At 72.0% G+C, this 22,776-nt stretch carries 21 protein-coding genes and 1 tRNA gene; 13 read left to right on the plus strand and 9 right to left on the minus strand.

Annotated features, from left to right (window positions below; genetic code table 11):
• Positions 1 to 34 precede the first annotated feature (34 nt).
• Positions 35 to 973 carry an acyl-CoA desaturase gene (locus ACIA8R_RS13420; protein ID WP_364097680.1) on the minus strand — a complete coding sequence of 313 codons (939 nt, stop codon included), beginning with the start codon at positions 971 to 973 and terminating at the stop codon, positions 35 to 37.
• A 305-nt stretch (positions 974 to 1,278) separates the two neighbouring features.
• On the opposite strand from ACIA8R_RS13420, the gene ACIA8R_RS13425 reads away from it, so the two are divergent.
• From ACIA8R_RS13425 to ACIA8R_RS13480, 12 genes are all read left to right on the plus strand, one after another.
• A tRNA-Gln gene (locus ACIA8R_RS13425) sits at positions 1,279 to 1,350 on the plus strand.
• A gap of 136 nt (positions 1,351 to 1,486) precedes the next feature.
• Positions 1,487 to 2,938 carry a bifunctional UDP-N-acetylglucosamine diphosphorylase/glucosamine-1-phosphate N-acetyltransferase GlmU gene (glmU, locus tag ACIA8R_RS13430; protein ID WP_357710091.1) on the plus strand — a complete coding sequence of 484 codons (1,452 nt, stop codon included), beginning with the start codon at positions 1,487 to 1,489 and terminating at the stop codon, positions 2,936 to 2,938.
• Positions 2,935 to 3,912: a ribose-phosphate diphosphokinase gene (locus ACIA8R_RS13435; RefSeq protein ID WP_125636621.1), complete on the plus strand. Its 978-nt coding sequence runs from the start codon at positions 2,935 to 2,937 to the stop codon at positions 3,910 to 3,912. Before glmU ends, ACIA8R_RS13435 begins: the two co-directional genes overlap by 4 nt.
• Before the next feature lie 97 nt (positions 3,913 to 4,009).
• The gene (locus ACIA8R_RS13440; RefSeq protein WP_357710094.1) at positions 4,010 to 4,639 is read left to right on the plus strand and encodes a 50S ribosomal protein L25/general stress protein Ctc; all 630 of its coding nucleotides are present in this window, start codon (positions 4,010 to 4,012) and stop codon (positions 4,637 to 4,639) included.
• Between the two features lie 59 nt (positions 4,640 to 4,698).
• Entirely contained in the window at positions 4,699 to 5,283 is a 585-nt protein-coding gene (gene pth / locus ACIA8R_RS13445; protein ID WP_352321980.1) for an aminoacyl-tRNA hydrolase, read from the plus strand.
• Positions 5,284 to 5,510: 227 nt separating this feature from the next.
• A complete protein-coding gene (locus ACIA8R_RS13450; RefSeq protein ID WP_364097730.1) occupies positions 5,511 to 6,887 on the plus strand; it encodes a sugar transferase in 1,377 nt (458 codons plus the stop codon).
• On the plus strand, positions 6,887 to 7,651 hold the full coding sequence (locus ACIA8R_RS13455; protein ID WP_357710100.1) for a 3'(2'),5'-bisphosphate nucleotidase CysQ: 765 nt from the start codon (positions 6,887 to 6,889) through the stop codon (positions 7,649 to 7,651). The genes ACIA8R_RS13450 and ACIA8R_RS13455 overlap by 1 nt, the downstream gene beginning before the upstream one ends.
• A gap of 18 nt (positions 7,652 to 7,669) precedes the next feature.
• Positions 7,670 to 8,584: a sulfate adenylyltransferase subunit CysD gene (cysD, locus tag ACIA8R_RS13460; RefSeq protein ID WP_357710103.1), complete on the plus strand. Its 915-nt coding sequence runs from the start codon at positions 7,670 to 7,672 to the stop codon at positions 8,582 to 8,584.
• Positions 8,584 to 9,846: a sulfate adenylyltransferase subunit CysN gene (cysN, locus tag ACIA8R_RS13465; protein WP_357710106.1), complete on the plus strand. Its 1,263-nt coding sequence runs from the start codon at positions 8,584 to 8,586 to the stop codon at positions 9,844 to 9,846. The genes cysD and cysN overlap by 1 nt, the downstream gene beginning before the upstream one ends.
• Positions 9,847 to 9,987: 141 nt before the next feature.
• A complete protein-coding gene (locus tag ACIA8R_RS13470; RefSeq protein ID WP_364097668.1) occupies positions 9,988 to 10,887 on the plus strand; it encodes a sulfotransferase in 900 nt (299 codons plus the stop codon).
• Positions 10,884 to 11,789, plus strand: coding sequence for a glycosyltransferase family 2 protein (locus tag ACIA8R_RS13475; RefSeq protein ID WP_397038432.1), 906 nt, complete (start codon positions 10,884 to 10,886; stop codon positions 11,787 to 11,789). Before ACIA8R_RS13470 ends, ACIA8R_RS13475 begins: the two co-directional genes overlap by 4 nt.
• On the plus strand, positions 11,786 to 12,832 hold the full coding sequence (locus ACIA8R_RS13480; protein WP_397038434.1) for a WecB/TagA/CpsF family glycosyltransferase: 1,047 nt from the start codon (positions 11,786 to 11,788) through the stop codon (positions 12,830 to 12,832). Before ACIA8R_RS13475 ends, ACIA8R_RS13480 begins: the two co-directional genes overlap by 4 nt.
• On the opposite strand, the gene ACIA8R_RS13485 is transcribed toward ACIA8R_RS13480, so the two are convergent.
• The 6 genes from ACIA8R_RS13485 to ACIA8R_RS13510 are packed head-to-tail and all read right to left on the minus strand — an operon-like array spanning position 12,822 to position 19,272.
• Positions 12,822 to 13,712: a sulfotransferase gene (locus tag ACIA8R_RS13485; RefSeq protein WP_397038436.1), complete on the minus strand. Its 891-nt coding sequence runs from the start codon at positions 13,710 to 13,712 to the stop codon at positions 12,822 to 12,824. The two genes, ACIA8R_RS13480 and ACIA8R_RS13485, sit on opposite strands and share 11 nt — an antisense overlap.
• Positions 13,709 to 14,962, minus strand: a complete 1,254-nt coding sequence (locus ACIA8R_RS13490; protein WP_397038438.1) for a lipopolysaccharide biosynthesis protein — start codon at positions 14,960 to 14,962, stop codon at positions 13,709 to 13,711. The genes ACIA8R_RS13485 and ACIA8R_RS13490 overlap by 4 nt, the downstream gene beginning before the upstream one ends.
• Positions 14,950 to 15,804, minus strand: coding sequence for a sulfotransferase domain-containing protein (locus ACIA8R_RS13495; protein ID WP_397038440.1), 855 nt, complete (start codon positions 15,802 to 15,804; stop codon positions 14,950 to 14,952). Before ACIA8R_RS13495 ends, ACIA8R_RS13490 begins: the two co-directional genes overlap by 13 nt.
• Positions 15,801 to 16,697, minus strand: coding sequence for a hypothetical protein (locus tag ACIA8R_RS13500; RefSeq protein WP_364097651.1), 897 nt, complete (start codon positions 16,695 to 16,697; stop codon positions 15,801 to 15,803). The genes ACIA8R_RS13495 and ACIA8R_RS13500 overlap by 4 nt, the downstream gene beginning before the upstream one ends.
• Entirely contained in the window at positions 16,694 to 17,959 is a 1,266-nt protein-coding gene (locus ACIA8R_RS13505) for a hypothetical protein (protein WP_397038442.1), read from the minus strand. Before ACIA8R_RS13505 ends, ACIA8R_RS13500 begins: the two co-directional genes overlap by 4 nt.
• Positions 17,956 to 19,272, minus strand: a complete 1,317-nt coding sequence (locus ACIA8R_RS13510; RefSeq protein ID WP_397038444.1) for a Wzz/FepE/Etk N-terminal domain-containing protein — start codon at positions 19,270 to 19,272, stop codon at positions 17,956 to 17,958. The genes ACIA8R_RS13505 and ACIA8R_RS13510 overlap by 4 nt, the downstream gene beginning before the upstream one ends.
• Before the next feature lie 356 nt (positions 19,273 to 19,628).
• Between ACIA8R_RS13510 and ACIA8R_RS13515 the strand changes: the two genes are divergently transcribed.
• Entirely contained in the window at positions 19,629 to 20,648 is a 1,020-nt protein-coding gene (locus ACIA8R_RS13515; RefSeq protein ID WP_357708853.1) for a hypothetical protein, read from the plus strand.
• 11 nt (positions 20,649 to 20,659) lie between these two features.
• Here ACIA8R_RS13515 and ACIA8R_RS13520 read toward each other — a convergent pair whose 3' ends face one another.
• Together ACIA8R_RS13520 and cysC are read right to left on the minus strand one after the other, a co-directional pair.
• On the minus strand, positions 20,660 to 21,562 hold the full coding sequence (locus ACIA8R_RS13520; protein WP_397038446.1) for a sulfite exporter TauE/SafE family protein: 903 nt from the start codon (positions 21,560 to 21,562) through the stop codon (positions 20,660 to 20,662).
• Positions 21,550 to 22,776, minus strand: coding sequence for an adenylyl-sulfate kinase (cysC, locus tag ACIA8R_RS13525; RefSeq protein ID WP_397038448.1), 1,227 nt, complete (start codon positions 22,774 to 22,776; stop codon positions 21,550 to 21,552). Before cysC ends, ACIA8R_RS13520 begins: the two co-directional genes overlap by 13 nt.

Genomic DNA, 22,776 nt, shown 5'->3' on the forward strand with positions numbered 1-22,776 from the left:
CACGGACGAATGGCCGTTCATCGGCTGATTCTCGTCAGGCAATGCGCTTCGCCGCCAGGCGTTCTGGCGTCGGCCAGCGCACGTCGTACACCCAGCCCGCCCGTTCGAACAGGCGGATCAGGCCGGCGCTGAGGTCGATCTGGCCCTTGAGCGCGCCGTGCCGGGCGCAGGTGGGGTCGGAGTGGTGCAGGTTGTGCCAGGACTCGCCGAACGACGGGATGGCCAGCCACCAGACGTTGCGCGACTTGTCGCGCGTCTGGAAGGACTCCTCGCCGAAGACGTGGCAGATCGAGTTGATCGACCAGGTCACGTGGTGCAGCAGGCCGATGCGGATCAGCGAGCCCCAGAACAGCGCGGTCAGGCCGCCCTGCCAGGACCAGGTCAGCAGCAGGCCGAGCACGCCGGGCAGCAGGACCGAGACGAGGGCCAGCGTGGGGAACCACTTGTGCAGCTTCTGGATGTCCTCGTCCTTGCACAGGTCGGGGGCGTACTTCTCGCGGTTGGTGCGCTCGCTCTCGAACAGCCAGCCCATGTGGGCGTACAGCAGGCCCTTGGACATCGACTTGAAGCCGGGGCCGAAGCGCCACGGCGAGTGCGGGTCGCCCTCCTTGTCGGAGAACTTGTGGTGCTTGCGGTGCGTGGCCACCCAGTCCAGCACGGACATCTCCAGCGACAGGCTGCCCGCGATGCCCATCGCGATCTTCAGCGGCCGCTTGGCCTTGAACGAGCCGTGCGTGAAGTAGCGGTGGAGCCCGACGGTGACGCCGAGCCCGGAGACGACGTAGAAGACGAAGGCGATGACGATGTCCGTCCAGCCGAGTCCCCATCCCCACGCCAGGGGAACCGCCGCCGCGATCGCGATCAGGGGCAGACCCACCACGAGTCCGAACGTGACGAGCTCTGCCTTGGATTTCGGGTCGGGTTCGAAGTCGGGCTTCGGCGTGGGGGAGGAACGCTCGGCGAGAACGGTCATGGGCTACCTCCAACGACATGTATGAGGACGAATGTCCGGGCTACGCCACCGTAACCTACGCCATCGTAAGTAAGGAAGCCCTAAGCTGTGGATGTCACATTGCTGACGGCCGGTCCGTCGAGGTGAGTGGGTTTCCTACCTTGCGGCTTTTGGGGTGCTCTGTTATGCGCGCAGCGCGCCGACTACCCGTCCATGGCCCTGGTATTCGCGGACACTGGAGATGTGCGAGAGAATTGAGGGCGCATACGCCCGTGCGGGCTCGGTATCGTAGGGGCTGTGTGTCGGACGCCACGGTGTCCGGTCCATCCCGGATCGTCTAATCGGCAGGACAAGTGGTTTTGGTCCACTTTGTAGGGGTTCGAGTCCTCTTCCGGGAGCCTTGAGTGTCATCCCAGCGGCTCCCCGCGCGAGAGAGTTCCGAAGCGGGCAGGTATCCTCACGGTGTCGGGGGGGTTGCGGTGCGGTAGCCGCGCCGACGACCCTGATCCGTCCAGTCACAGGGAGCCTCAGTCCGTGAGTGTGCCGCGCCCGGCAGCCGTCATCGTCCTCGCCGCGGGCGAGGGCACCCGGATGAAGAGCCAGACCCCGAAAGTCCTGCACGAGCTGTGCGGCCGCGCGCTGGTCGACCACATGCTCGCCGCCGCCCGCGACCTCGGTCCCGAGCGGCTCATCGTCGTCATCGGCCACGCGCTCGAACAGGTCGGCGGCCATCTGGCCGCCACCAGCCCCGACGCGCGCGCCGTCGTCCAGCGTGAGCAGCGCGGCACCGGCCACGCCGTCCGCACCGTGCTCGAAGAGGTCGGCACGATCGCCGGCACGATCCTGGTCACCTACGGCGACGTGCCGCTGCTGCGCGCCCAGACCCTCGCCACCCTGCTCGACAAGCACGCCGCCGACGGCAACGCGGTCACCGTGCTGACGGCCCAGGTGCCCGACCCGACCGGCTACGGCCGGATCATCCGCGACCCCTCCGGCGCCGTGCTGGAGATCGTCGAGGAGAAGGACGCCGACGACGAGCAGCGCGCGATCAAGGAGATGAACTCCGGCATCTACGCCTTCGACGGCCTGCTGCTCGCCGACGCCGTCAAGCGCGTGTCCACCGACAACGCCCAGGGCGAGGAGTACCTCACCGACGTCCTCGGCATCCTGCGCGGCGACGGCCACCGGGTCGGCGCCTGCGTGGCCGCCGACCACGTCGAGGTCGAGGGCGTCAACGACCGCGTCCAGCTCGCCTTCGCCCGCAAGGTGCTCAACCGGCGGCTGCTGGAGGAGCACATGCGCGCCGGCGTCACCGTCATCGACCCGGCCGCCACGTGGGTCGACGTGGGCGTCGAGATCGAGCCCGACGCCGTCATCCACCCCGGCACCCAGCTCCACGGCCGCACGGTCGTCGGCGCCGGCGCCGAGATCGGCCCGGCCACCACGCTGACCGACACCCGCGTCGGCGAGCGCGCCGTCGTGCGCAACGCGGTCTGCGACAACGCGGAGATCGGCCCGGAGGCCAACGTCGGCCCCTACGCCTACCTGCGCCCCGGCACCGTGCTCAGCCGCAGGTCGAAGGCGGGCACGTTCGTCGAGATGAAGAACACCAAGGTCGGCGAGCGCTCCAAGGTCCCCCACCTCACCTACGCCGGCGACGCCACCATCGGGGAAGACGTCAACATCGGCGCCTCCACCGTCTTCGTCAACTACGACGGGGTCGACAAACACCACACCACCGTGGGCGACGGCGCGTTCGTCGGCTGCGACACCATGCTCATCGCTCCCGTGACGATCGGCGACGGCGCCAACACCGCGGCCGGATCCGTGATCGTCAACGACGTACCCCCAGGGGCGATGGGCGTGGCCAGGGCGCGACAGCGCAACATCGAGAAATGGGTCTTGCGCAAGCGCGCGGGCACGAAGTCGGCCGCCGCCGCCGAACGGGCGCTGGCCGAGCGAGCACAGCAGGAGAACGAACAGTGACCAGCATCAAACAGCCGGGCGAGAAGAACCTCATGCTCTTCTCCGGCCGGGCCTATCCAGAGCTGGCCGAAGAGGTTGCCGAGCACGTCGGCGTCTCGCTCACCCCCACCAAACTGATCGACTTCGCCAACGGCGAGATCTACGCCCGCTACCTTGAGTCCGTTCGCGGCTGCGACGCGTTCGTGATCCAGAGCCACACCGGTCCCATCAACAAGTGGATCATGGAACAGCTCATCATGGTCGACGCGCTCAAGCGGGCCTCCGCCAAGCGCATCACCGTGGTCATGCCGTTCTTCGGCTACGCCCGCCAGGACAAGAAGGGCCGCGGTCGCGAGCCCATCACGGCCCGGCTGATGGCCGACCTGTTCAAGACCGCGGGCGCCGACCGGCTCATGTCGATCGACCTGCACACCTCGCAGATCCAGGGCTTCTTCGACGGACCCGTCGATCACCTGTTCGCGATGCCGGTCCTGGAGAGCTACCTGAAGAACAAGCTCGACCTGGCGAACACGACCGTCGTCTCGCCCGACACCGGCCGCGTCCGCCTGTCCGAGCGCTGGGCCGACACCCTCGGCACGCCCCTGGCCTTCATCCACAAGCGCCGCGACCTCGACGTGGCCAACTCCGTGAAGGTCAGCGAGGTCGTCGGCAAGGTCAGCGGCCGCACCTGCGTGCTGATCGACGACATGATCGACACCGCCGGCACGATCTGCAAGGCCGCCGACGCCCTCTACGAGCAGGGCGCCACCAACGTGATCGTCGCCGCCACCCACGCGGTCTTCTCCGACCCCGCCGTCGACCGGCTGAAGAACTCCCGCATCTCCGAGGTCATCGTGACCAACACGCTGCCGCTGTCGGAGACCAAGAGGTTCGACAAACTGACCGTGCTCTCGATCGCCCCGCTGATCGCCCGCGCCGTCACCGAGGTCTTCACCGACGGCTCCGTCACGAGCCTGTTCGAGGGCGACACCTGAGCGAGTAAGCTGTACGGGTTGCGCTCGTAACGCCTTCCGCTAGGGCGGGTGAGGGGGAGCGCGCCACAATCCGATCTCTGCATCCCTAGGAGATGTCATGTCTGAAGTACGTATCGCCGCCGAGTCGCGCACGGTGTTCGGCAAGGGCGCCGCCCGCAAGATCCGCCGCGCCGACAAGGTGCCCGCCGTCCTCTACGGGCACGGCATCGACCCCAAGCACCTGACCCTGCCCGGTCACGAGGTGCTGCTCGCCCTCCGCACGCCCAACGTGCTGATCCGCCTCCAGGGTGAGGGCGTCGACGAGCTGGCCCTGCCCAAGGGCGTGCAGCGCGACCCGATCAAGGGCTTCGTCGAGCACGTCGACCTGCTCCTGGTCAAGCGCGGCGAGAAGGTCACCGTCGAGATCCCGGTCACCACCACCGGCGACGTCAACTCCGAGGGCCTGCTCGACCAGCAGCTCGTCTCGGTGGCCGTCGAGGCCGAGGCCACCCACATCCCCACCGGCGTCGAGGTCGACGTCGAGGGCATGGAGGTCGGCACCGTGATCACCGCCGCGCAGCTCAAGCTGCCGTCGGGCGCCACGCTGGCCGCCGACCCCGAGGTCGTGGTCCTCCACGTCATCGCCAAGCCGACCGAGGAGCCCGCCGCCGAGGCCGCGGAGGCCGTCGAGGGCGAGACCGCCGAGGCCGAGGGCGAGGGCGAGTCCGCCGAGGCCGCCGCCGAGTAAGCACGTCCCGCGAACGGGGGTGGCGCGAGGCCGCCCCCGTTCCGCTGCAAGGGGAGCACATGGACCGCTGGCTGATCGTCGGACTGGGCAACCCGGGGCCCGAATACGCGGGTAACAGGCACAACGCGGGCTTCATGGTGCTCGACGAGCTGGCCGCGCGGGCCGGCGGGCGCTTCAAGGCGCACAAGAGCAGGTCCGAGGTGCTGGAGACGCGGGCCGCTGTGCTGGCCAAGCCCCTGACGTACATGAACCTGTCGGGCGGGCCGGTCAAGGCGCTCGCCGACTTCTACAAGATCGGCCCTGACCGGCTGATCGTCGTCCACGACGAGCTCGACGTCCCCTACGGCGCGTTGCGCGCCAAGCTCGGTGGCGGCGACAACGGCCACAACGGGCTCAAGTCCATCACCAAGGTCCTCGGCACCCGCGACTACCTGAGGGTACGCTTCGGCATCGGCCGGCCGCCCGGCCGCATGGACCCGGCCACCTTCGTGCTCAGAGACTTCGCCACCGTCGAGCGCAAGGATCTGCCCTTCCTCGTCGACCGGGGCGCCGACGTCGTCGAGTCGCTCATGGCCCGCGGCCTGGAAGCCACCCAGAACGACTTCCACCGGGCTGATCTGCACATCTCCGGCCCTCCACGCTGATCGCCGCATAGCACCGTTCACCGCCTGTCGCCGCGCACACGCGGCTACCATCTGTGACTGTCCGTACGGGAACGGGCACGCAGGGGCGCGTCACCGCCCTGAGCAGCGGCGGGAGCGGGGGAAGACGGCATTTGGCGACCGAGGCCGCCTCACGGAGTGAGGCAGGAGAGCCCGTGAAGACCGGCGAGGCCCTCTCGTGGCGGGTCAGCCCGGTGACTCCGGCGTGGATGCGTTCTTACCGGTTCCGTGCCGTCGTGGGCGATCTGTGCGGAGCGGGCATCGGGTCCGCCGCCGCCTTCTGCGGCAGGTTCGGCGGGTTCACCCCGTACGTGCTGCCGTACCTGCTGGTCAGCGTGGCGTTGCCGTGGGTGTGGGTCTGCGCGGTCGCCCTCAACCGGGCCTACGAGCCCCGCATGATCGGCGTCGGCTCCGAGGAGTTCCGCCGCGTCGTGCACGCCGGCGTGGCCTTGACCGCGGCCACCGCGATCGGCTCGTACGTGACCAAGACCGACGTCGCCCGCGGTTACGTCGTGCTCGCGCTGCCCCTGGTCACGCTGCTCACCCTGGTCGCCCGCTACCTGCTGCGGCGCTCGCTCAACCGGCGCAGGGCGGCCGGGGCCTGCATGCGCCGGGTGGTCGCGGTCGGCCACCCGGCCTCGATCGCCGAGCTGGTCCACCTCTTCCGCAGGGAACGCCACCACGGCATGGACGTCGTGGCCGCCTGCCTGCCCTACGGCGAGCCGCCCGGGGTGCTGACCGAGGTGCCCGTCGCGGGCGACTTCGGCGACGTGCCGCTGGTCGTCGACCAGGTGCGCGCCGACACCGTGGCGGTGCTGGCCTGCCCCGAGATGGACGGCGACGCGCTGCGCCGGCTGGCCTGGCGGCTGGAGCGCACCCACACCGAGCTGGTGGTCGCCCCCGCCCTGATGGACGTCGCCGGCCCCCGCACGATGATCCGGCCGGCCGCCGGGCTGCCGTTGCTGCACGTCGAGCACCCCGAACTCACCGGCGCCCGGCAACTGGTCAAGAACGTCTTCGACCGCGTCGTCGCCGCCGCGCTGCTGGTGCTGCTGTCGCCGTTGCTGGCGGCCCTGGCCGTGGCCGTCCGCGGCACGAGCCCGGGGCCCGCGCTGTTCCGGCAGGTCAGGGTGGGCAAGGGTGGCAGGCCGTTCACGATTCTGAAGTTCCGTACCATGCGGCGCGGCTCGGAGCAGCAGAAGATCACCCTGGTCAGCGACCACGACGGGGTGCTGTTCAAGATCCGCAACGATCCGCGGGTGACCCCGCTCGGCACGCTGATGCGCCGCCACTCCCTCGACGAGCTGCCCCAGCTCATCAACGTGCTTCTCGGACACATGTCGCTGGTCGGCCCCCGCCCGCCGCTTCCGGAGGAGGTGGCGCGCTACGGTGACGACGTGCGCAGAAGGCTTCTGGTGCGCCCGGGGCTGACCGGGCTGTGGCAAGTGAGCGGGCGATCTGACCTGTCGTGGGAGGAATCCGTCCGTCTCGACCTGCGTTACGTGGAGAACTGGTCCCTCACGCTGGACCTCCAGATCCTGTGGAAGACTTGGTCGGCCGTCGCCCGCGGGCAAGGAGCATATTGATGACGATTCGCGACGACCACGCCGTAGCCGGCGACCTGGCGACAGAGGCGGGTGAGAGGCTGCTGCGGGTCCGCGAGCGCACCGGGTTCGGCGACTCCGCCGCACTGCGCGCGGAGGGCGACCGGGCCGCGCACGTGTTCCTCATGGAGGCGCTGGCGCGGTTGCGTCCCAGTGACAGTGTCCTGTCCGAGGAGGCCACCCGCGAGGAGCGGCTCGACCCGCGCAGGCTGAGCGCCGAGCGCGTGTGGATCGTCGATCCCCTCGACGGCACGCGCGAGTTCGCCGAGGAGGGCCGGAGCGACTGGGCGGTGCACGTCGCGCTGTGGGAGCGCGGCAAGCTGACCGCGGGGGCCGTGGCGCTGCCCGCGCAGGGCCGTACGCTGACGACCGCCGAGCCGCCCGCGCTGCCGGAGTTCGAGAAGGGGCGCTTCCGCATCGCGGTGAGCCGTACGCGGCCGCCGGAGTTCGTCCAGAAGCTGGCCTTCCTGCTGGGGGCCGACCTGGTGCCGATCGGCTCGGCGGGGGCGAAGATCTCCGCGGTGCTCACCGGCGAGGTCGAGGCGTACGTGCACGCCGGCGGCCAGTACGAGTGGGACTCCGCGGCCCCCGTCGCCGTAGCGCAGGCCGCCGGGGCGTTCGCCAGCCGCGTCGACGGTTCGGAGCTGACCTACAACCAAGCCGACCCGTCACTACCGGATATCCTGGTTTCCCTACCGGAGCTGGCGACATCCCTGCTCGCCGGAATTCGGGACCTGCATCGCTAACCGCCGGAGGAAGCGCCCATGCTCCAGCGCGACTACACGACGTCGCAGCTCGACGTACTAGAGGCCGAGGCCATTCACATCATGCGCGAGGTGGCGGCGGAGTTCGAGCGGCCGTGTCTGCTCTTCTCCGGCGGCAAGGACTCGATCGTCATGCTCCGCATCGCGGAGAAGGCGTTCTGGCCCGCGGCCATCCCCTTCCCGCTGATGCACGTCGACACCGGGCACAACTTCGACGAGGTCATCGAGTTCCGTGACCGCCGTTCCGAGGAGCTGGGCGCGCGCCTGATCGTGGCCAGCGTGCAGGAGTCGATCGACAGCGGCCGGGTGGTGGAGGAGACCGGGCGGCGCGCCTCGCGCAACCGCCTGCAGACCACCACGCTGCTCGACGCGATCGAGGAGCACGAGTTCGACGCCGTGTTCGGCGGAGCCAGGCGCGACGAGGAGAAGGCCCGCGCCAAGGAGCGCGTGTTCTCCTTCCGCGACGACTTCGGCCAGTGGGACCCGAAGAACCAGCGCCCCGAGCTGTGGAACCTCTACAACTCCCGCATCCGCAAGGGCGAGCACATCCGGGTCTTCCCGCTGTCCAACTGGACCGAGCTCGACATCTGGGACTACATCCGGCGCGAGGGCATCGAGATCCCCTCGATCTACTTCTCGCACACCCGCAAGGTGTTCGAGCGCGACGGCATGCTGCTGCCCGACTCCGACGTCGTGTCGCGCGGCGACGACGAGCCGCTGTTCGAGGCCGTCGTGCGCTACCGCACGGTCGGCGACATGACCTGCACCGGCGCCGTGCAGTCCAAGGCCGCCACGGTCGAGGAGATCATCGAGGAGATCGCGGCCACCCGGATCACCGAGCGCGGGGCCACCAGGGCCGACGACCGCTCGTCCGAGGCCGCCATGGAGGACCGCAAGCGAGAGGGCTACTTCTGATGGACATTCTTCGCTTTGCCACTGCGGGAAGCGTCGACGACGGCAAGTCCACCCTCATCGGACGGTTGCTCTTCGACTCCAAGGCCATCTTCGAGGACCAGCTCGAAGCGGTCGAGCGCACCTCCCGCGACCGCGGCACCGAGTACACCGACCTGTCGCTGCTGACCGACGGCCTGCGGGCCGAGCGCGAGCAGGGCATCACGATCGACGTGGCCTACCGCTACTTCGCCACGCCCAAGCGCAAGTTCATCATCGCCGACACGCCCGGCCACATCCAGTACACCAGGAACATGGTCACCGGGGCCTCCACGGCCGACCTGGCGATCATCCTCATCGACGCGCGCAAGGGCGTGCTGGAGCAGTCGCGCCGGCACGCGTTCCTGACCTCGCTGCTGCGGGTGCCGCACCTGGTGCTGGCCGTGAACAAAATGGACCTGGTCGACTACTCGCAGGAGCGGTTCGAGGAGATCCGGGAGGAGTTCACCTCCTTCGCCTCCAAGCTCAACGTGACCGACCTGACGTTCATCCCGATCTCCGCGCTCAACGGCGACAACGTCGTCTCGCGCTCGGAGAACATGCCCTGGTACCTCGGCACCTCCCTGCTGCACCACCTGGAGAACGTGCACATCGCCTCCGACCGCAACCTGGTCGACGTGCGCTTCCCCGTCCAGTACGTGATCCGTCCGCAGAAGGCCACCGACCACGCCTTCCACGACTACCGCGGCTACGCGGGCCAGGTCGCGGGCGGGGTGCTCAAGCCGGGCGACGAGGTCACGCACCTGCCGTCCGGGCTGACCACGCGCATCGCCTCGATCGACACGTTCGACGGGCCGGTGGAGGAGGCGTTCCCGCCCATGTCGGTCACGCTGCGCTTCGAGGACGACCTCGACATCTCGCGTGGCGACATGATCGCCAGGCCCAACAACCAGCCGCACGCGGCCCAGGAGCTGGAGGCCATGGTCTGCTGGATGGCCGACGGCCTCAAGCTGGCCCCGCGCACCAAGCTGACGATCAAGCACACCACCCGTACGGCGCGGGCGCTGGTGCGCGACCTGCACTACCGGCTCGACGTCAACACCCTGCACCGCGACGAGGAGGCCACCGCGCTCGGCCTCAACGAGATCGGCCGGGTGTCGCTGCGGGTCACCCAGCCGCTGTTCGTCGACGACTACGCCCGCAACCGCCTGACCGGCGGCTTCATCCTCGTGGACGAGGCCACCAACGGCACGGTCGGCGCCGGGATGATCATCGACGCCAGCTGAACCCGTTCTCGGACGGCCCGGCGACACTCCGCCTGGCCGTCCGCCTTCTCGGTAGATCTTTGCGGGGTTTCCTGACCATCTGATTACCCTCCGCGCTAGGGTCGTCGCGTTCCGTATCGGCGACGTGAAGGCCCTCCCCCTGTGACCGACCGCGCATCCGCCACCCGAGTGATCTTCCTCGGGGGCCTCGGCCGTAGTGGCACGACTCTGCTGGAGCGGCTGCTCGCGGAGCTGCCCGACGTGGTGGCGCTCGGCGAGGTCGTCCACCTGTGGTCGAGGGGGGTGCTGGCCGGGGAGCCGTGCGGTTGCGGCGCGGCCTTCGCCGCCTGCGACTTCTGGCGGCAGGTGGGCAGGACGGCGTTCGGCGGATGGCGGCCGTCGCTGGCCGAGCGCATGCTCACGTTGCGGCAGCGGGTCGACCGCACCCACCGGATGGGGCGCATCGCCCATCCCGACCTGGCCGAGTACGCGCGGGCCTACCGGCGGATCTACGAGGCGACCGGCGCGCCCGCCGTGATCGACTCCAGCAAGCACGCCTCGCTCGCCCACTGCCTGGTCGCGGCCGGGATGGACGTACGCGTCGTGCACGTCGTCCGGGACCCGCGGGCGGTGGCCCACTCCTGGCGCAGGATCGTCGAGCGGCCCGAGGACGGGCGTCCCATGACCCGCTGGGGGCCGCTGCGCACGGCACTCCACTGGACGGCCCAGAACGCCGGCCTTGAGCTCCTCGCCCGCCAGGGGGCTTTGGTGACCCGGGTGCGCTACGAAGACCTGGTCGCCGCCCCGGAGCCCACGCTGACCGCGCTGGCGGGCTTCCTCGGGCTCGACGTCCCCGGGCTGCCGTTCCTGGAGGGCACGACGGCGCGGCTCGGGCCCGCGCACACCGCGTCCGGCAACCCGATGCGCTTCCAGGTGGGCGGGGTTCGGCTGCGGTGCGACGACTCGTGGCGTTCGGGGCTGCCGGTCCGCGACCGGCGGCTGGTCACCGCGCTCACCTGGCCGCTGCGCGTCCGGTACGGCTACCGGGAGGTGGCCGCATGACGGTCCTGCCGTCCGTCCTGCCGTCCGTGGGCGTGGTGATCCCGACCTGCGGCGACCGGCCCGCGCTGCTGCGTGGGGCCGTGGCGGGCGTGCTGGCCCAGGAGTATCCGGGGCGGCTCGCCGTGGTCGTGGTCGCCGACGGGGCGCCCGGTCGCCGCGATCCGCTGCCGGCGCTGGGCGTGCCCGTCCTGGCGAACAGCCGTACCCCTGGGCTTCCGGGGGCGCGCAACACCGGCATCGCGGCGCTCGACACCGACCTCGTCGCCTTCTGCGACGACGACGACCTCTGGCTGCCGGGCAAGCTCGCCGCCCAGGCGCGGGCGCTGGCCGCCGCCGGTGGCGAGTTCGCGAGCTGCGCCATCGAGGTCGAGCACGGGCGGCGCCGGGTGACCAGGCTCGCGGGCACGGACACGGTCACCGTGGCCGATCTCGTACGGTCGCGCATGGTGATGGTCCACTCCTCGACGTTCCTGTTCCGCCGCGGGGCCCTGTGGGCCGACGAGAGCGCCCCCGGCGGCCAGAACGAGGACTGGGACCTGGCCCTGCGCGCGGCCCGGCGGCGGCCGATCACGCACGTCGACCGGCCGCTCGTCCGCGTGCGGTGGGGCGGCGCCTCCCACTACGCGGCCCGCTGGGCGGACCGGATCGCGGGGCTCGACTGGATGCTCGCCCGCCACCCCGAGCTGGCCGCCGACCGGCGCGGCGCGGCGCGCGTCTACGGCCAGCTCGCCTTCGCCCACGCGGCACTCGGGCGGCGGCGCGCGGCGGTCCGCTGGGCGCTGCGGACGTTCGGGGCGCGGCCGGGTGAGCCGCGCGCCCCGATCGCGCTCGCCGTGGCCGCGGGGCTCGTCCCGGCCGCGACCGTGCTCGGGCTGCTGCACGGGCGGGGGCGCGGCATATGACCCCGCCGAGAACCCGCACCCCGGCCGTCCCCGCCCAACGCCCCCCAACCCCGAAACCCACCCCCACCCACCCCTCCACCCCCGACACGGCGGCGGCCAGGACCCACGCTCCCGAACCCGCGCGGCCCCACGCCTCCGAGACGGCGGCGGCCAGGACCCACGCCTCCGAAGCCGCGTCCGCGCGGAGCCGGGGGCCCGAGGCCGGTGTCGGCAGGGCCCGGCGTTCCGGTTCCGTGGTCACCCGGCCTTCCGGGGGCCCGGCCGGTCGCGGGGCGGCCGCTGTCAGGGAACGGGTGCAGGTCGGCGGGGTCGGCGTGGACGTCGTCTCCGAGGCCGACGTCGTGCGCTGGGTGGCCGCGGAGGCGGCGGCCGGCCGGGGCGGACGCATCGTGACGCCCAACGTCGACATCTGCCGGGCCGTCGCCCGCGACCCCGCCCTCCAGGAGCTCGTGCGCTCGGCCGACATCGTGGTGGCCGACGGGATGCCGCTGGTGTGGGCGGCCAGGCTGCTCGGCACCCCGCTGCCCGAGCGCGTCACCGGGGCCGACCTGATCTGGTCGCTCAGCGAGGTGGCCGCGGCCCGGAGCTGGCCGGTCTACCTGCTCGGCGGGCCGCCGGGGGTGGCCGAGCTGGCCGCCGACGAGCTCAGGAGCTGCCGTCCCGGGCTGAAGGTGGCGGGGGTGCACGCACCGCCGTACCGCTTCGACGACACGGCCGAGGGGAGGGAGCGGGTGCGGCGCAGGGTGGTCGCGGCGCGTCCCCGCCTGGTGTTCGTCGGGCTGGGCTTCCCCCGGCAGGACCTGCTCATCGCGGAGCTGCGCGAGGAGCTGCCCGAGGCGTGGTTCGTGGGCTGCGGGGCGGCCATCGCCTTCGCCGCCGGGACGGTCCAGCGGGCGCCGCACTGGATGCGCCGGGCCGGGCTGGAGTGGGCGTTCCGGCTGATGAGCGAGCCCGGACGGCTGGCGCGGCGCTACCTCGTGGACGACCTCCCCTTCGCGGTACGCCTGCTCGCCGGCTGCCTGCTGACCAGGCTCAGGCGGTGAGCGCCCGGACGCGGGCCGCCTCCTGCGGGGTGAGCCCGCGGGCCGCCGTGGCCACGGCGTGACGGGAGTCCATCGGGCGGAAGGCCGTACGCGACAGGCCCGACCAGGCGAAGGCCGCCGACCGGCGGGACGGCATGGTGCAGGCCCGGACGATCCGGCGTTCGGCGGACGGCGTCCAGGGCAGCCCCGCGTGGGCGTACAGGGCCTTGAAGCCGGTGACCGGGTCTTCGGCCAGGGACTCGTACGAGGTGACCAGGACACCGGGCGTGGCGGCCAGCACCGACCGGGCGGCCCGCCACAGGGCGGCGGTCGTGGCCAGGTCGTCGGCGCAGCCGAGCAGCGGACGCAGGTCCAGCAGCCCGGGATGGTCGCGGACGAGGAGCGGCTGGCCCAGCAGGTCGCGGACGTCGAACCGCCAGCCGAGCCGCCGCCAGCTCGCCGCGAACGACACCGGATCGCGCACCAGGACGATCACCGCGCAGCCTAGCCGCCGGGCGAACCACCCGGCCGACAACACCGCGAACGGGTCGTCCAGCAGCGCCCGGCGCCCGGTCAGGCGGCCGAACGCGAACGCCGTGCCGTACCGCGCCAGGCGGGCCAGGTCGTAGGGGGAGTGGTTGGCGCGCAGCTCGGGCAGCCAGTGGTAGCGCAGGGCGACCGTGTCGCGGAAGGCGGGCAGGAAGTCGGCGGCGTTGTCGTCGCAGATGTACTGGAACCTGTGAGTGACCTCGGCCCGCAGCACGCCGGGGCAGCGGCCGGGCGGGTGCTGCGGGTTGAGCGGCTCGTTGACGTAGACCAGGCCGCCCCCGGCAGTGAGCATCTTGCCGGCCCAGCTCGTGCCGCTCCTCGGCAGGCCGGTGACCAGGACGGGCGCGTTCACGCGGCCGTCGCCCAGGTGCGCGGGCGCAGGGCGGGCAGGGTGTGGCGGCCGAACGGGCGCAGGCCGTAGCGGTGGTGGAGCTGCCACAAAGGGAGCAGGTTCTTCACGATCACCCCGCCCGACCAGCCGACGACCGCGCCGAACGCGCCGTGGGAGGGGATCAGGACCAGGTCGAGCGTGACCGTGCAGGTGATCGCGGCCAGGAGGTTGAGCAGGCTGGTCAGGGTGTGGCCGGCGGCGGTCAGGACGACGTCGACCATGCCGCAGGCGGTCGCCACCAGCATCGTCCCGGCCAGGACGAGGGCGATGGGGGCGGCGGCGCCGTACGCGGGGCCGAAGACGCGCAGCAGCCACGGCGCGAGGACGGCGTAGCCCAGCCACACCGGCCAGGTCAGCAGCACCAGCCAGATCGTGGTGGCCTGGTACAGCTCGCGCGCCCGGCCCAGCTCGCCGTCGGCCAGCGCCCGGACCAGCCGCTCCTGTACGGCCTGCGCCAGCCCCTGGTTGGCGAGCTGCCCGACGACCCGGAACCGGGTGGCGGCCGTGTAGACGGCGGCCTGGGCCGGCCCGCCCAGCCAGGCGACGACCACGATGTCCAGCCGCTGGAACACGGCCTGGATGGCCCCGGCGACGGACCTCGGCGCGGTGTACCGCCACAGGTCGCGCCCGGTCCCCGGCAGGTACGGCGTGCGCGGCGCCCGTCCGCGCAGACCGGCGAGGGCCAGGACGAGCAGCGGCAGGAAGGGCAGCGCCCAGGCCGCCGGCAGCCATTGCGGCGCGTGCGCGAGAGCCGCCCAGGTGACGAGCACGAGCTGCGCGGCGGGCAGCAGCACGCCGTCCAGCAGCACGGTGGGCCGCATCGAGCCGAACCCGCGGGTGGCGGCCAGGGCGACGTCGCCGAGCACGATGACCGGCAGGGCCCAGGCCAGCAGCCCGATGCGCGGTTCCAGCAGCACGCCGGCCGCGCAGGCGGCGAGCCCGCACGGCACCAGGGCCGCCCGGAAATATCCAGAAATACCGCGATAGTCGTACGTCTTGGCTCGCGCGATGAAGTACACCAGCCCGTTGCCGGCGTCCAGCTTGGCGATGCCGGCCGCCATCAGGGCCAGGGCCGTCACGCTGAAGAACGCCCCGGCCTGCGCAGGGCTGAACGCCCTGGTCACCACCACGGCCACCAGGAACTGCGCCAGCGCGCTGACCCCGGCCCCGGTCAGCCCGGCGATCCCGCGCCGGACCATCACCGGCGCCACGACGGCTCACCGCCCAGCCAGCGCGCCAGCCGCGCGTCGTAGGGCTCGAAATGGTCCCTGAGCGCCTGCTCCAGCACGCGGGGCACCGGCCGGGGCAGCGGCCTGCCGTTGTGCCGCTCGAAGGCCGGATAGCCCAGGTGCGGCACCGTCAGGAACTCCAGGACGCGGTCGTAGGCGGTCTCGGGCTCGGCGAAGAACCGGTGGCTGTCGAGCACCAGGAGACGGTCGCGGCCGAAGAGCGGTTCGAGGCGGTCGAGCTGGTCGGCGTATCGGCCGCGGGCCACGTACGCGTGGTGGCGGTGGGAGTGGTGCTCGGCGAACGGCGACACGCGCAGGCTCTCCTCCGCCCCGGCCAGCCGCTCGGCCTCCAGCTCCAGGGCGGACTCGAAGTGCGACTCGGACTCGAAGCCCCTGGCCAGCTCGTGGGCGTGGGCGGAGGAGGCCCGCGCGACCGGGTCGCGGACCAGGACGATCAGCTTGACCCCGGGCAGGTCGGCGGCGATCCGCTCCCCGGCCAGCGGATGGAACAGGTAGTAGGGGGACGACTCGAACGCGTGGGCCCGGCCGCCGTACCGGTGGGCGAGCAGCGCCGCGCCCGCCCGCAGCGGGAAGTGCGCCTGGTACCAGGCCATCGGCCGGTCGTAGCCGACGTCGAAGTAGTGGACGCCCTTGTGCAGGACGGGCTTGAGCAGCAGCGGGTGCTGGGCCAGCGCCCGGTAGAGCGAGGTCGTGCCGCACCGCTGCGCCCCCACGATGAGGAACGACGGCAACACCCGCGCGCTGGACGTGAACCGGCCCGCCAGGCGCGAGATGGACAGGACCGGCCGCTTCATCGTCCTCATGGCAGCAGCTCCTCGTGGTCGACGGCCGGGTTGAGCCAGGTCTCGGGCGGCCCGAGCGGGTGGTGGCCGTCGGCGGCGTGCCGGTCGGCCAGCGCGATGAGGTAGCGCAGCGCCGTGCGCTTGGCCTCCGCCGGCGACAGGCCGAGCGGGGCCAGCTCGCGGGCCGCCCTGGCCACGCAGGCGCGGGCCGCCGTGGGCGGGTCCATCCTGCGCAGCGCGCGCTGGAAGAAGTGGTGTACGGCGTCGAGGCCGTAGAGCACGCCGGTCTCGTATCGCTCCCAGTCCCAGACGAGCAGCCGGCCGTCGGCGGACGGGCAGATGTTCCACGGGGACAGGTCGCCGTGCCAGGCCGGCGAGGGGCCGCCGGTGGCGGCGATCTCCTTGACGGCGGCGTGCAGCAGGGACGGGGGCACCCGGCCGCGCCGTACGGGCAGCGGCGAGAGCGCCAGCACCGGCAGGCCGCGCCACTCGCCGTGGTGCAGCACGTCGGGCACGACGACGGTCTTCAGCGGCGCCCCGGCCAGGCCGCGCAGCGCGGCCGCCTCGCGGCCGACCAGCTCGCGGGCCAGCGGGCCGTCACCGACCTTCACGAACGCCAGCAGCCGCCCCCCGGTACGGGCCTCCAGCACGGGCTTGCGATTGGGCCGCAGCGCGGGACGCACGTGGAGTACGGTCTCCACGGGCGCGTCGAACACCTCGCCCAGGTAGGCCGCGATGGAGTCCTCGACCGGCACGGTGACCGCGCCCCCCACGTGCCACCAGCGCCGCGGGGCCAGCCGCCGGGGCAGCACCCGGTGCGGCAGCACCGAGTACGGCCGCGGCGACCCGGTGCCCGGATACAGCAGGCGCACGGTCTCGCGGAGGTATCCGAGCCGCGCGGAGGCGTCCTTCATGCGTTCCTCCACAGCAGGGCGAACGAGATGAGATAGAGGCTCAGCGGCGTCACCAGGCCGTCGTAGACGAACATGTAGAGCAGCACGAGACCCATCACCAGCACCCCGGCCAGCCCGATCGGGGAGCGGTCGGCCCAGTGGCGGCGGATGGCGCCGAGGAAGAAGGCCACGTAGAGGACGGCCCCGGTGAAGCCCTGGGTGATCAGCAGCAGCCAGAGCTGCCCGTCGCTGCCGAGCGGTGGGTGCCCGCAGGCCGCGCACCACTGGGTCTTGCCGGTGGTGATCGAGCGGTGGTTGCCGAGCGAGTTGCGGGTGTTGCCGTAGCCGATGACCGGCGAGTGACGGGCCGCGGCGACCGTGGCGGTCATGGTGAAGGCCCTGACGTCGTTGGAGTGCGGTTTGTCCAGCCGTTGGGCGAACACCGAGGCCAGCGGGCTGAGCGCGAACACCACCAGCCCGGCGGCCACCGCCCCGCACAGCGCGACCCTGGTACGGCCCGCCACCCGCACGATCAGGTACGCCACCGCCAGCCCCAGCCCGATCCACAGGCCGCGGTTGAGCGAGTACACGACGGGGACCGCGGCCAGCGCGATCACCAGGACCGCCAGCACCCGGCGTCCCCGCCCACCGTACGTCCACCACCCGACGACGAACCAGATCAGCAGCACCGACGCGTTGCTGCCCCACGCGTTGGCCCATTCGAAGGGCGCCTCCGGCCTGGGCGCGGAGTAGCCGAGCACCTTCTGGGTCTGGGCGGCCGTGGGATGGATGAGGTTCTGGACGAAGGAGTTCTCGCTGATCCAGCCGGGCAGCAGCATCTCCACCGGCGAGGTGAAGCCGAAGTGCGGGAAGACCATGCCGAGCAGGCCGCCGGCGACCGTCGTGAGGAACAGCACGCCGAGCCAGCGCACCAGGCGCAGTTGCGGCAGCTCGCGCTCGGTCAGGTTGCCCAGGTAGAGCACCATGACCAGGACGGACACGTACAGGGCCAGGCGCATGGCCCAGCCGATCAGGCGGCCGGAGCTGAACTCGCCGTACGTGCCGGGCGGCAGCTCGTCCAGCATCATCGCGCTCAGCAGGTAGCCGGCGAGCAGCAGCAGCCACAGGCCGAACCCGTGGGGCACCCGGACCGGCCGGCGCCGCCACAGGATCACGGCCATCGGCGCGGCCAGCACGATCACCGACAGACCGCCGAACCCCAGCGCCCACCAGACCGGGTAGCCGAGCAGGAGCGCCGCGATCGGCCAGGCTGGTCCTGTCACGTCTGCTTGCGTTGCCGGTGGTGGAACGACGGCATGGGCGTGGTCTCGGCCGCCAGGCTCACCTCCAGCTCGCCGGTGGCGACGAGCTTGCCGAGCGAGGTGTGGGTACGCGGCTCCAGCAGCGGGACGAACTCCGGCACCGCGTCGGTGGCCGTCACCACGCCGACGATCGGCACGTCGTGCCGCTCCAGATGGCGGGCGGCCGCCGTCACCTCGGGCGCGCTGACCCGGCCCAGCCCGACCAGCAGCAGCGCCGCGTCGGCCCTGGCCAGGTCGCGGACGTCGGAACCGTCGAGCACCGACAGCGGCGCGCTGATGGCCAGCGGCTCGGCCAGCGAGGAGGCGTAGAGGTCGGGGGGCAGCGACCGGATCAGCAGCCGCTGGCCCGGACAGGCCGCGACCACGGCGCAGGCCAGCTCGTGCAGCACGCCGTGCTCGCGGGAGGCCGACAGGTCGGTCAGCACGGGCAGCCCGGTCAGCCGCTCGACGTCGGCGGCCGTGCGCAGCCGGGTGTCGAGCCGGTCGCGGGTGTAGGCCGCCGCCGCGCCGAGCAGCAGGCCGGCCATCAGGCCGGTGCCGAGGAAGAGCGGCAGGCTGGGCGAGCTGGGCCGGGTCGGCGGCAGCGCCTCGCTGATGACCGAGCCGGGGGTCACCGCGATCGTGCGCAGCGCGTCGTACTTGAGCGTCAGGCTGGCGGCCTGCCGGTTGAGCACGCTCTGGCGCTGGGTGGCGATGGCGTGCTCGGCGCTGCCCTTGGGCAGCCGGCCGACCTCTTTGATGGCCGCGTCGAGGCCCGTGTCGACCTGCTTGAGCTTGGCCAGCACCGCCTGCTGCCGTTCGGCCATCGCGGCCTTCGCGCTCTCGCGCCTGTTGGCCAGGTACGCGTCGGCGTAGGCCCGGGACTGAGCGGCGGCGGCCACGGGGTCGGCGTCGGTCACGGAGATCCACAACACCGCGGAGTTGGGCGGCACGGAGACCTCGACCGGCCGGGGCGCGGTGATCCGCAGAGTCTGGGCGACCCGGGCCGAGACCACCGCCGACTGGGCGATCTGGGCCTCGGTGTCGAGGTTGAGCGGCTCCCGCTGCCGGTTGCTCACCTGGTTGCTCTGGTCCTGGCCGTCGACGGACGTGACCAGGACCTGGGTGATCGCGGTGTAGGCCGGCGGTGTGGCCCGCATCAGGGCGAGCCCGGCGGTGCCGCCGACCACCACGCAACCGACGAGGAGCAGCCAGCGCCTGCGCAGCAGCGAGAGGTGCTCGTCCAGGTCGGCGCCCGGCGGGCGGCGCGCCTGGAGATCCGGCGACGGGCTCATGGGGACGGTCTCCTGGAGGGGATGCGCGCTGTCGCGAGTGGGCAACGCTGCGTCACTTGCCGCAGTGTGCGCCCACTATAGGCCGGACGGATATTACCCAAGTCGAATACTGAAGATTTTTTCCGGTACGGCCGCCAAGATGCCCCCTTTTGAAAGGATATTTCGCAAAAAGCTGGGTGGATGGACAGGTGCCTTGAGCTGGGCAGACGAGCACACTGGCTGAAGTTCGAGGAATGGCATGGCAAGGTTCAGGTTTGACAGGCGGGGTCCGTCGACAAGGGGGTTGGAAGGCGTTGCAGATTCGGGGCTTTTCTCATTTCGCGACTTTCGCGACGAAAACCGCAATCATCTGCGCGGTGCTCGCCCTCCCGGCCGCCTGCTCGACGGCCGAGGGCGCGCCCGCCCGGGTCGACACCAGCACGGCCGAGCTGGCCGGCGCGCCCTCCTGCGCGGTCACCGCCAGGCTCATCCCCTCCTGCGGCGCCTGGTGGGGCGTGGCGCCCGAGGTCTTCACCGGCGCTCCCGTGGCCGAGGCGCTGCGCGGGGCCGAGTCCCGCATGGGCGCCGGCGCCGACGTGCTGCACGTCTACCATCGCGGCAGCGAGCTGTTCCCCACCCCGCAGGAGATCGGACTGGCCCGCGACCCCGGCCGGCCCAGGCTGCTCATGATCAACTGGAAGCCGTCGTTCGACCGCACCTGGGCCGAGATCGCCGACGGCGCGCTCGACCGCCGCATCGACCGCCTGGCCGCCTACCTCAGGCGCACCTTCCCCGAACGTTTCTTCCTCACCCTCCACCACGAGCCGGAGAACGACGTGAACGCCCGCTCGGGGTCGGGCATGCAGGCCACCGACTACGCGGCGATGTACCGGCACGTCGTGCTCCGGCTGCGCGCGCAGGGGGTGAAGAACGCGGTGACGGTCATGACGTACATGGGGGCGCCCAACTGGGCGGCCAAGCCCTGGTTCGAGGACCTCTATCCGGGCGACGACGTGGTGGACTGGGTGGCCATGGACCCGTACGCCGACGACCGGGTGCACGACTTCGACGGGCTGGTGAACAAGACCCGCAAGGAGTACGGGCAGTGGCCGGGGTTCTACCGGTGGATGCAGGCCCGCTTCCCCGGCAAGCCGGTCATGGTGGCCGAGTGGGGGGTGTTCGAGCGGCCGGCCGACCGGGCCTTCAAACGGCGGTTCTTCGAGTCGGTGCTGAGACAGATCAAGCGGTATCCGCAGATCAAGGCGTTGCTGTACTTCGACTCGCCGCGGGCGCCGCGCGGCAACACGAGCTTCGACTCCGATCCGGGTGCGGCCCGCGCCTTCACCCAGCTCGCCCGCGACCGCTACTTCCGCTCGACCCGCGTGCCGCGGCCCTGACGCCGCGCCTTCTAGCGCCGTGCCTCCAGGGGCCGCCCGACGGCCGCGTTCGCGTCGCCGCGCCGGGTGAGCAGGCCGCCGCGCAGTCGCCAGCCGGCGAACGTGACCGCGCAGGCGGCGACGAGGAGCCAGGCGGTGAGGGCGTTGCCGACGTCCAGGAGCTTGAGCGCGGAGGCGAGCAGCACGATCGCCAGCAGGGCCCTGATCAGGCCGCCCGGAGCGCGTGAGGAGATCCGCGCGCCGAGGTAGACGCCGGGGATCGAGCCGACGAGCAGCGAGAGCGTGAGCTCCAGCTTGAAGTCGCCGAACAGCAGGTGGCCGAGCGCGGCCGACGCGACCAGAGGCACGGCCTGCACGAGATCGGTGCCGACGAGCTGGTTGGCCTTGAGCGCCGGATAGAGCACGAGCAGGGCCACGATGATCAGCGAACCTGAACCCACGGACGAGATGCCCACCACGAGCCCGCCTATCGTACCGACCAGTAGGGTCGGAATTGGGCGCACGACAATGTCGTGGGCGCTCGACGAGCCGCCCCTCGCGCCGAGCCAGCCCTTGACCGCCATGCCCGCGACGGCCAGCAGCAGCGCCACGCCCAGCGCGTACTTGACCGCGTCGGTGACGGCGAACGCGCGGGCCAGGAACACCCCGCAGAACGCGGCCGGCACCGACCCCGCGCACAGCCAGCCCACCAGTCGCAGGTTGACCGTGCCGCGCCGCAGGTGGACGACGCTGCCGACCGGCTTCATCACCGCCGAGGCGACCAGGTCGCTGGAGACCGCGGCCAGCGGCGGGACGTTGAAGAACAACATCATCATCGGGGTCATCAGCGCCCCGCCGCCCATGCCGGTCAGGCCGACGACGACGGCGACGACGAAGGACCCGGCTACCAGCGCGAAGTCGATCAACGTACCCATCCTCCGGACCGCAGCGCCCCCAGGACCTGGGAGACGGCCGCCTCGATCGAGATGTGCGTGGTGTCGATCACCAGGTCGGCGTCGTCCGGCTCCTCGTACGGGTCGGAGACGCCGGTGAACTCGGGGATCAGGCCGGCGCGGGCCTTGGCGTACAGGCCCTTGCGGTCGCGCCGCTCGCACTCCTCCAGCGGCGTGGCGACGTGCACGAGCAGGAAGTCGGCCCCGACGGACTCGACGCCCTCGCGCACCTCCTCGCGGGTGGCCGCGTAGGGGGCGATGGGGGCGCAGATCGCCAGGCCGCCGTGGCGGGCGGTCTCGGCGGCGACGAAGCCGATGCGCCGGATGTTCAGGTCGCGGTCGGCCTTGGAGAAGGTCAGGCCCTTGGACAGCAGGTGGCGCACGACGTCGCCGTCGAGGTAGGTGACCGTGCGGGTGCCGAGCTCCAGCAGCGCGTCGCGCAGGCCGCGGGCGATGGTGGACTTGCCCGAGCCGGACAGGCCGGTGAAGAAGACGACCAGGCCACGGCGGTGGGGCGGGCCGGGCAGCGTGACGGGCTCGGGGCCCGCGTAGTGCTCGGTGGCGCCGTAGGCGGTGGCGACGTGCTCGCGCAGTTCGAGGTCGATCTCCGGCTCCGCCCGCGGCGCCAGCGGGACGGGGACCACGAGGGTGCCCTCGGGCAGGCGTTCCCCGGCGCGGAGCGCGGCGCGGACGATCCCGGGGCCCGCCTCGCCGTACGCGAGGGGGAGCAGCACGATCACCGCGTCGAGCTCCTTGGCGGTGGCGGTGATCTCGGTGAGGTCGTCGAGCGGCCCGCGCATGGTGACGGCCAGCGCGGGCCGGCCGCCGAGCTCGGCCCTGACCTCGGCCGGAGTGCGGCGCAGCCGGGCGAACGGGCCGTGCTCGGGCGTGCCGAGCGCCTTGAGCGAGCCCGAGGTCAGGCCGTCGGCCTCGCGCGCGGCCACGGTGAGCACGGCCAGTGGCAGGCCCTCGGGGTCGAGCAGCCGCACCTCGTCGCCGGGCGAGACCTCGGCGGGAAGGTGGAGGGTGACGGGCGCGGGCCACGGAGTGCCGTCGGCGAGCGTGCCGCGCTCGTGCACGGCGTGCACGTCGTCGTGGCCCAGGAAGCCGGTCAGTGGCTCGAACGCCCCGGACAGCAGCAGCTCAAGGTCGGCCAGCTCGTGCGCGTCCGGGGTCCACTCCACGGTTTCCGACAT

Origin of the sequence: Nonomuraea sp. NPDC051191 (assembly GCF_044455665.1) — a bacterium.
Taxonomy (GTDB): Bacteria; Actinomycetota; Actinomycetes; order Streptosporangiales; family Streptosporangiaceae; genus Nonomuraea.

Bases quoted from the DNA above. Each gene is read 5' to 3' on its own strand.
- pth (WP_352321980.1), top strand. From the start codon at position 4,699: ATGGACCGCTGGCTGATCGTCGGACTGGGCAACCCGGGGCCCGAATAC.
- cysN (WP_357710106.1), top strand. From the start codon at position 8,584: ATGGACATTCTTCGCTTTGCCACTGCGGGAAGCGTCGACGACGGCAAG.
- ACIA8R_RS13510 (WP_397038444.1), bottom strand. From the start codon at position 19,272: ATGAGCCCGTCGCCGGATCTCCAGGCGCGCCGCCCGCCGGGCGCCGAC.
- ACIA8R_RS13480 (WP_397038434.1), top strand. From the start codon at position 11,786: ATGACCCCGCCGAGAACCCGCACCCCGGCCGTCCCCGCCCAACGCCCC.
- ACIA8R_RS13420 (WP_364097680.1), bottom strand. From the start codon at position 973: ATGACCGTTCTCGCCGAGCGTTCCTCCCCCACGCCGAAGCCCGACTTC.
- ACIA8R_RS13455 (WP_357710100.1), top strand. From the start codon at position 6,887: ATGACGATTCGCGACGACCACGCCGTAGCCGGCGACCTGGCGACAGAG.
- cysD (WP_357710103.1), top strand. From the start codon at position 7,670: ATGCTCCAGCGCGACTACACGACGTCGCAGCTCGACGTACTAGAGGCC.
- ACIA8R_RS13495 (WP_397038440.1), bottom strand. From the start codon at position 15,804: ATGAGGACGATGAAGCGGCCGGTCCTGTCCATCTCGCGCCTGGCGGGC.
- cysC (WP_397038448.1), bottom strand. From the start codon at position 22,776: ATGTCGGAAACCGTGGAGTGGACCCCGGACGCGCACGAGCTGGCCGAC.
- ACIA8R_RS13520 (WP_397038446.1), bottom strand. From the start codon at position 21,562: ATGGGTACGTTGATCGACTTCGCGCTGGTAGCCGGGTCCTTCGTCGTC.
- ACIA8R_RS13475 (WP_397038432.1), top strand. From the start codon at position 10,884: ATGACGGTCCTGCCGTCCGTCCTGCCGTCCGTGGGCGTGGTGATCCCG.
- ACIA8R_RS13440 (WP_357710094.1), top strand. From the start codon at position 4,010: ATGTCTGAAGTACGTATCGCCGCCGAGTCGCGCACGGTGTTCGGCAAG.
- ACIA8R_RS13450 (WP_364097730.1), top strand. From the start codon at position 5,511: ATGCGTTCTTACCGGTTCCGTGCCGTCGTGGGCGATCTGTGCGGAGCG.
- ACIA8R_RS13500 (WP_364097651.1), bottom strand. From the start codon at position 16,697: ATGAAGGACGCCTCCGCGCGGCTCGGATACCTCCGCGAGACCGTGCGC.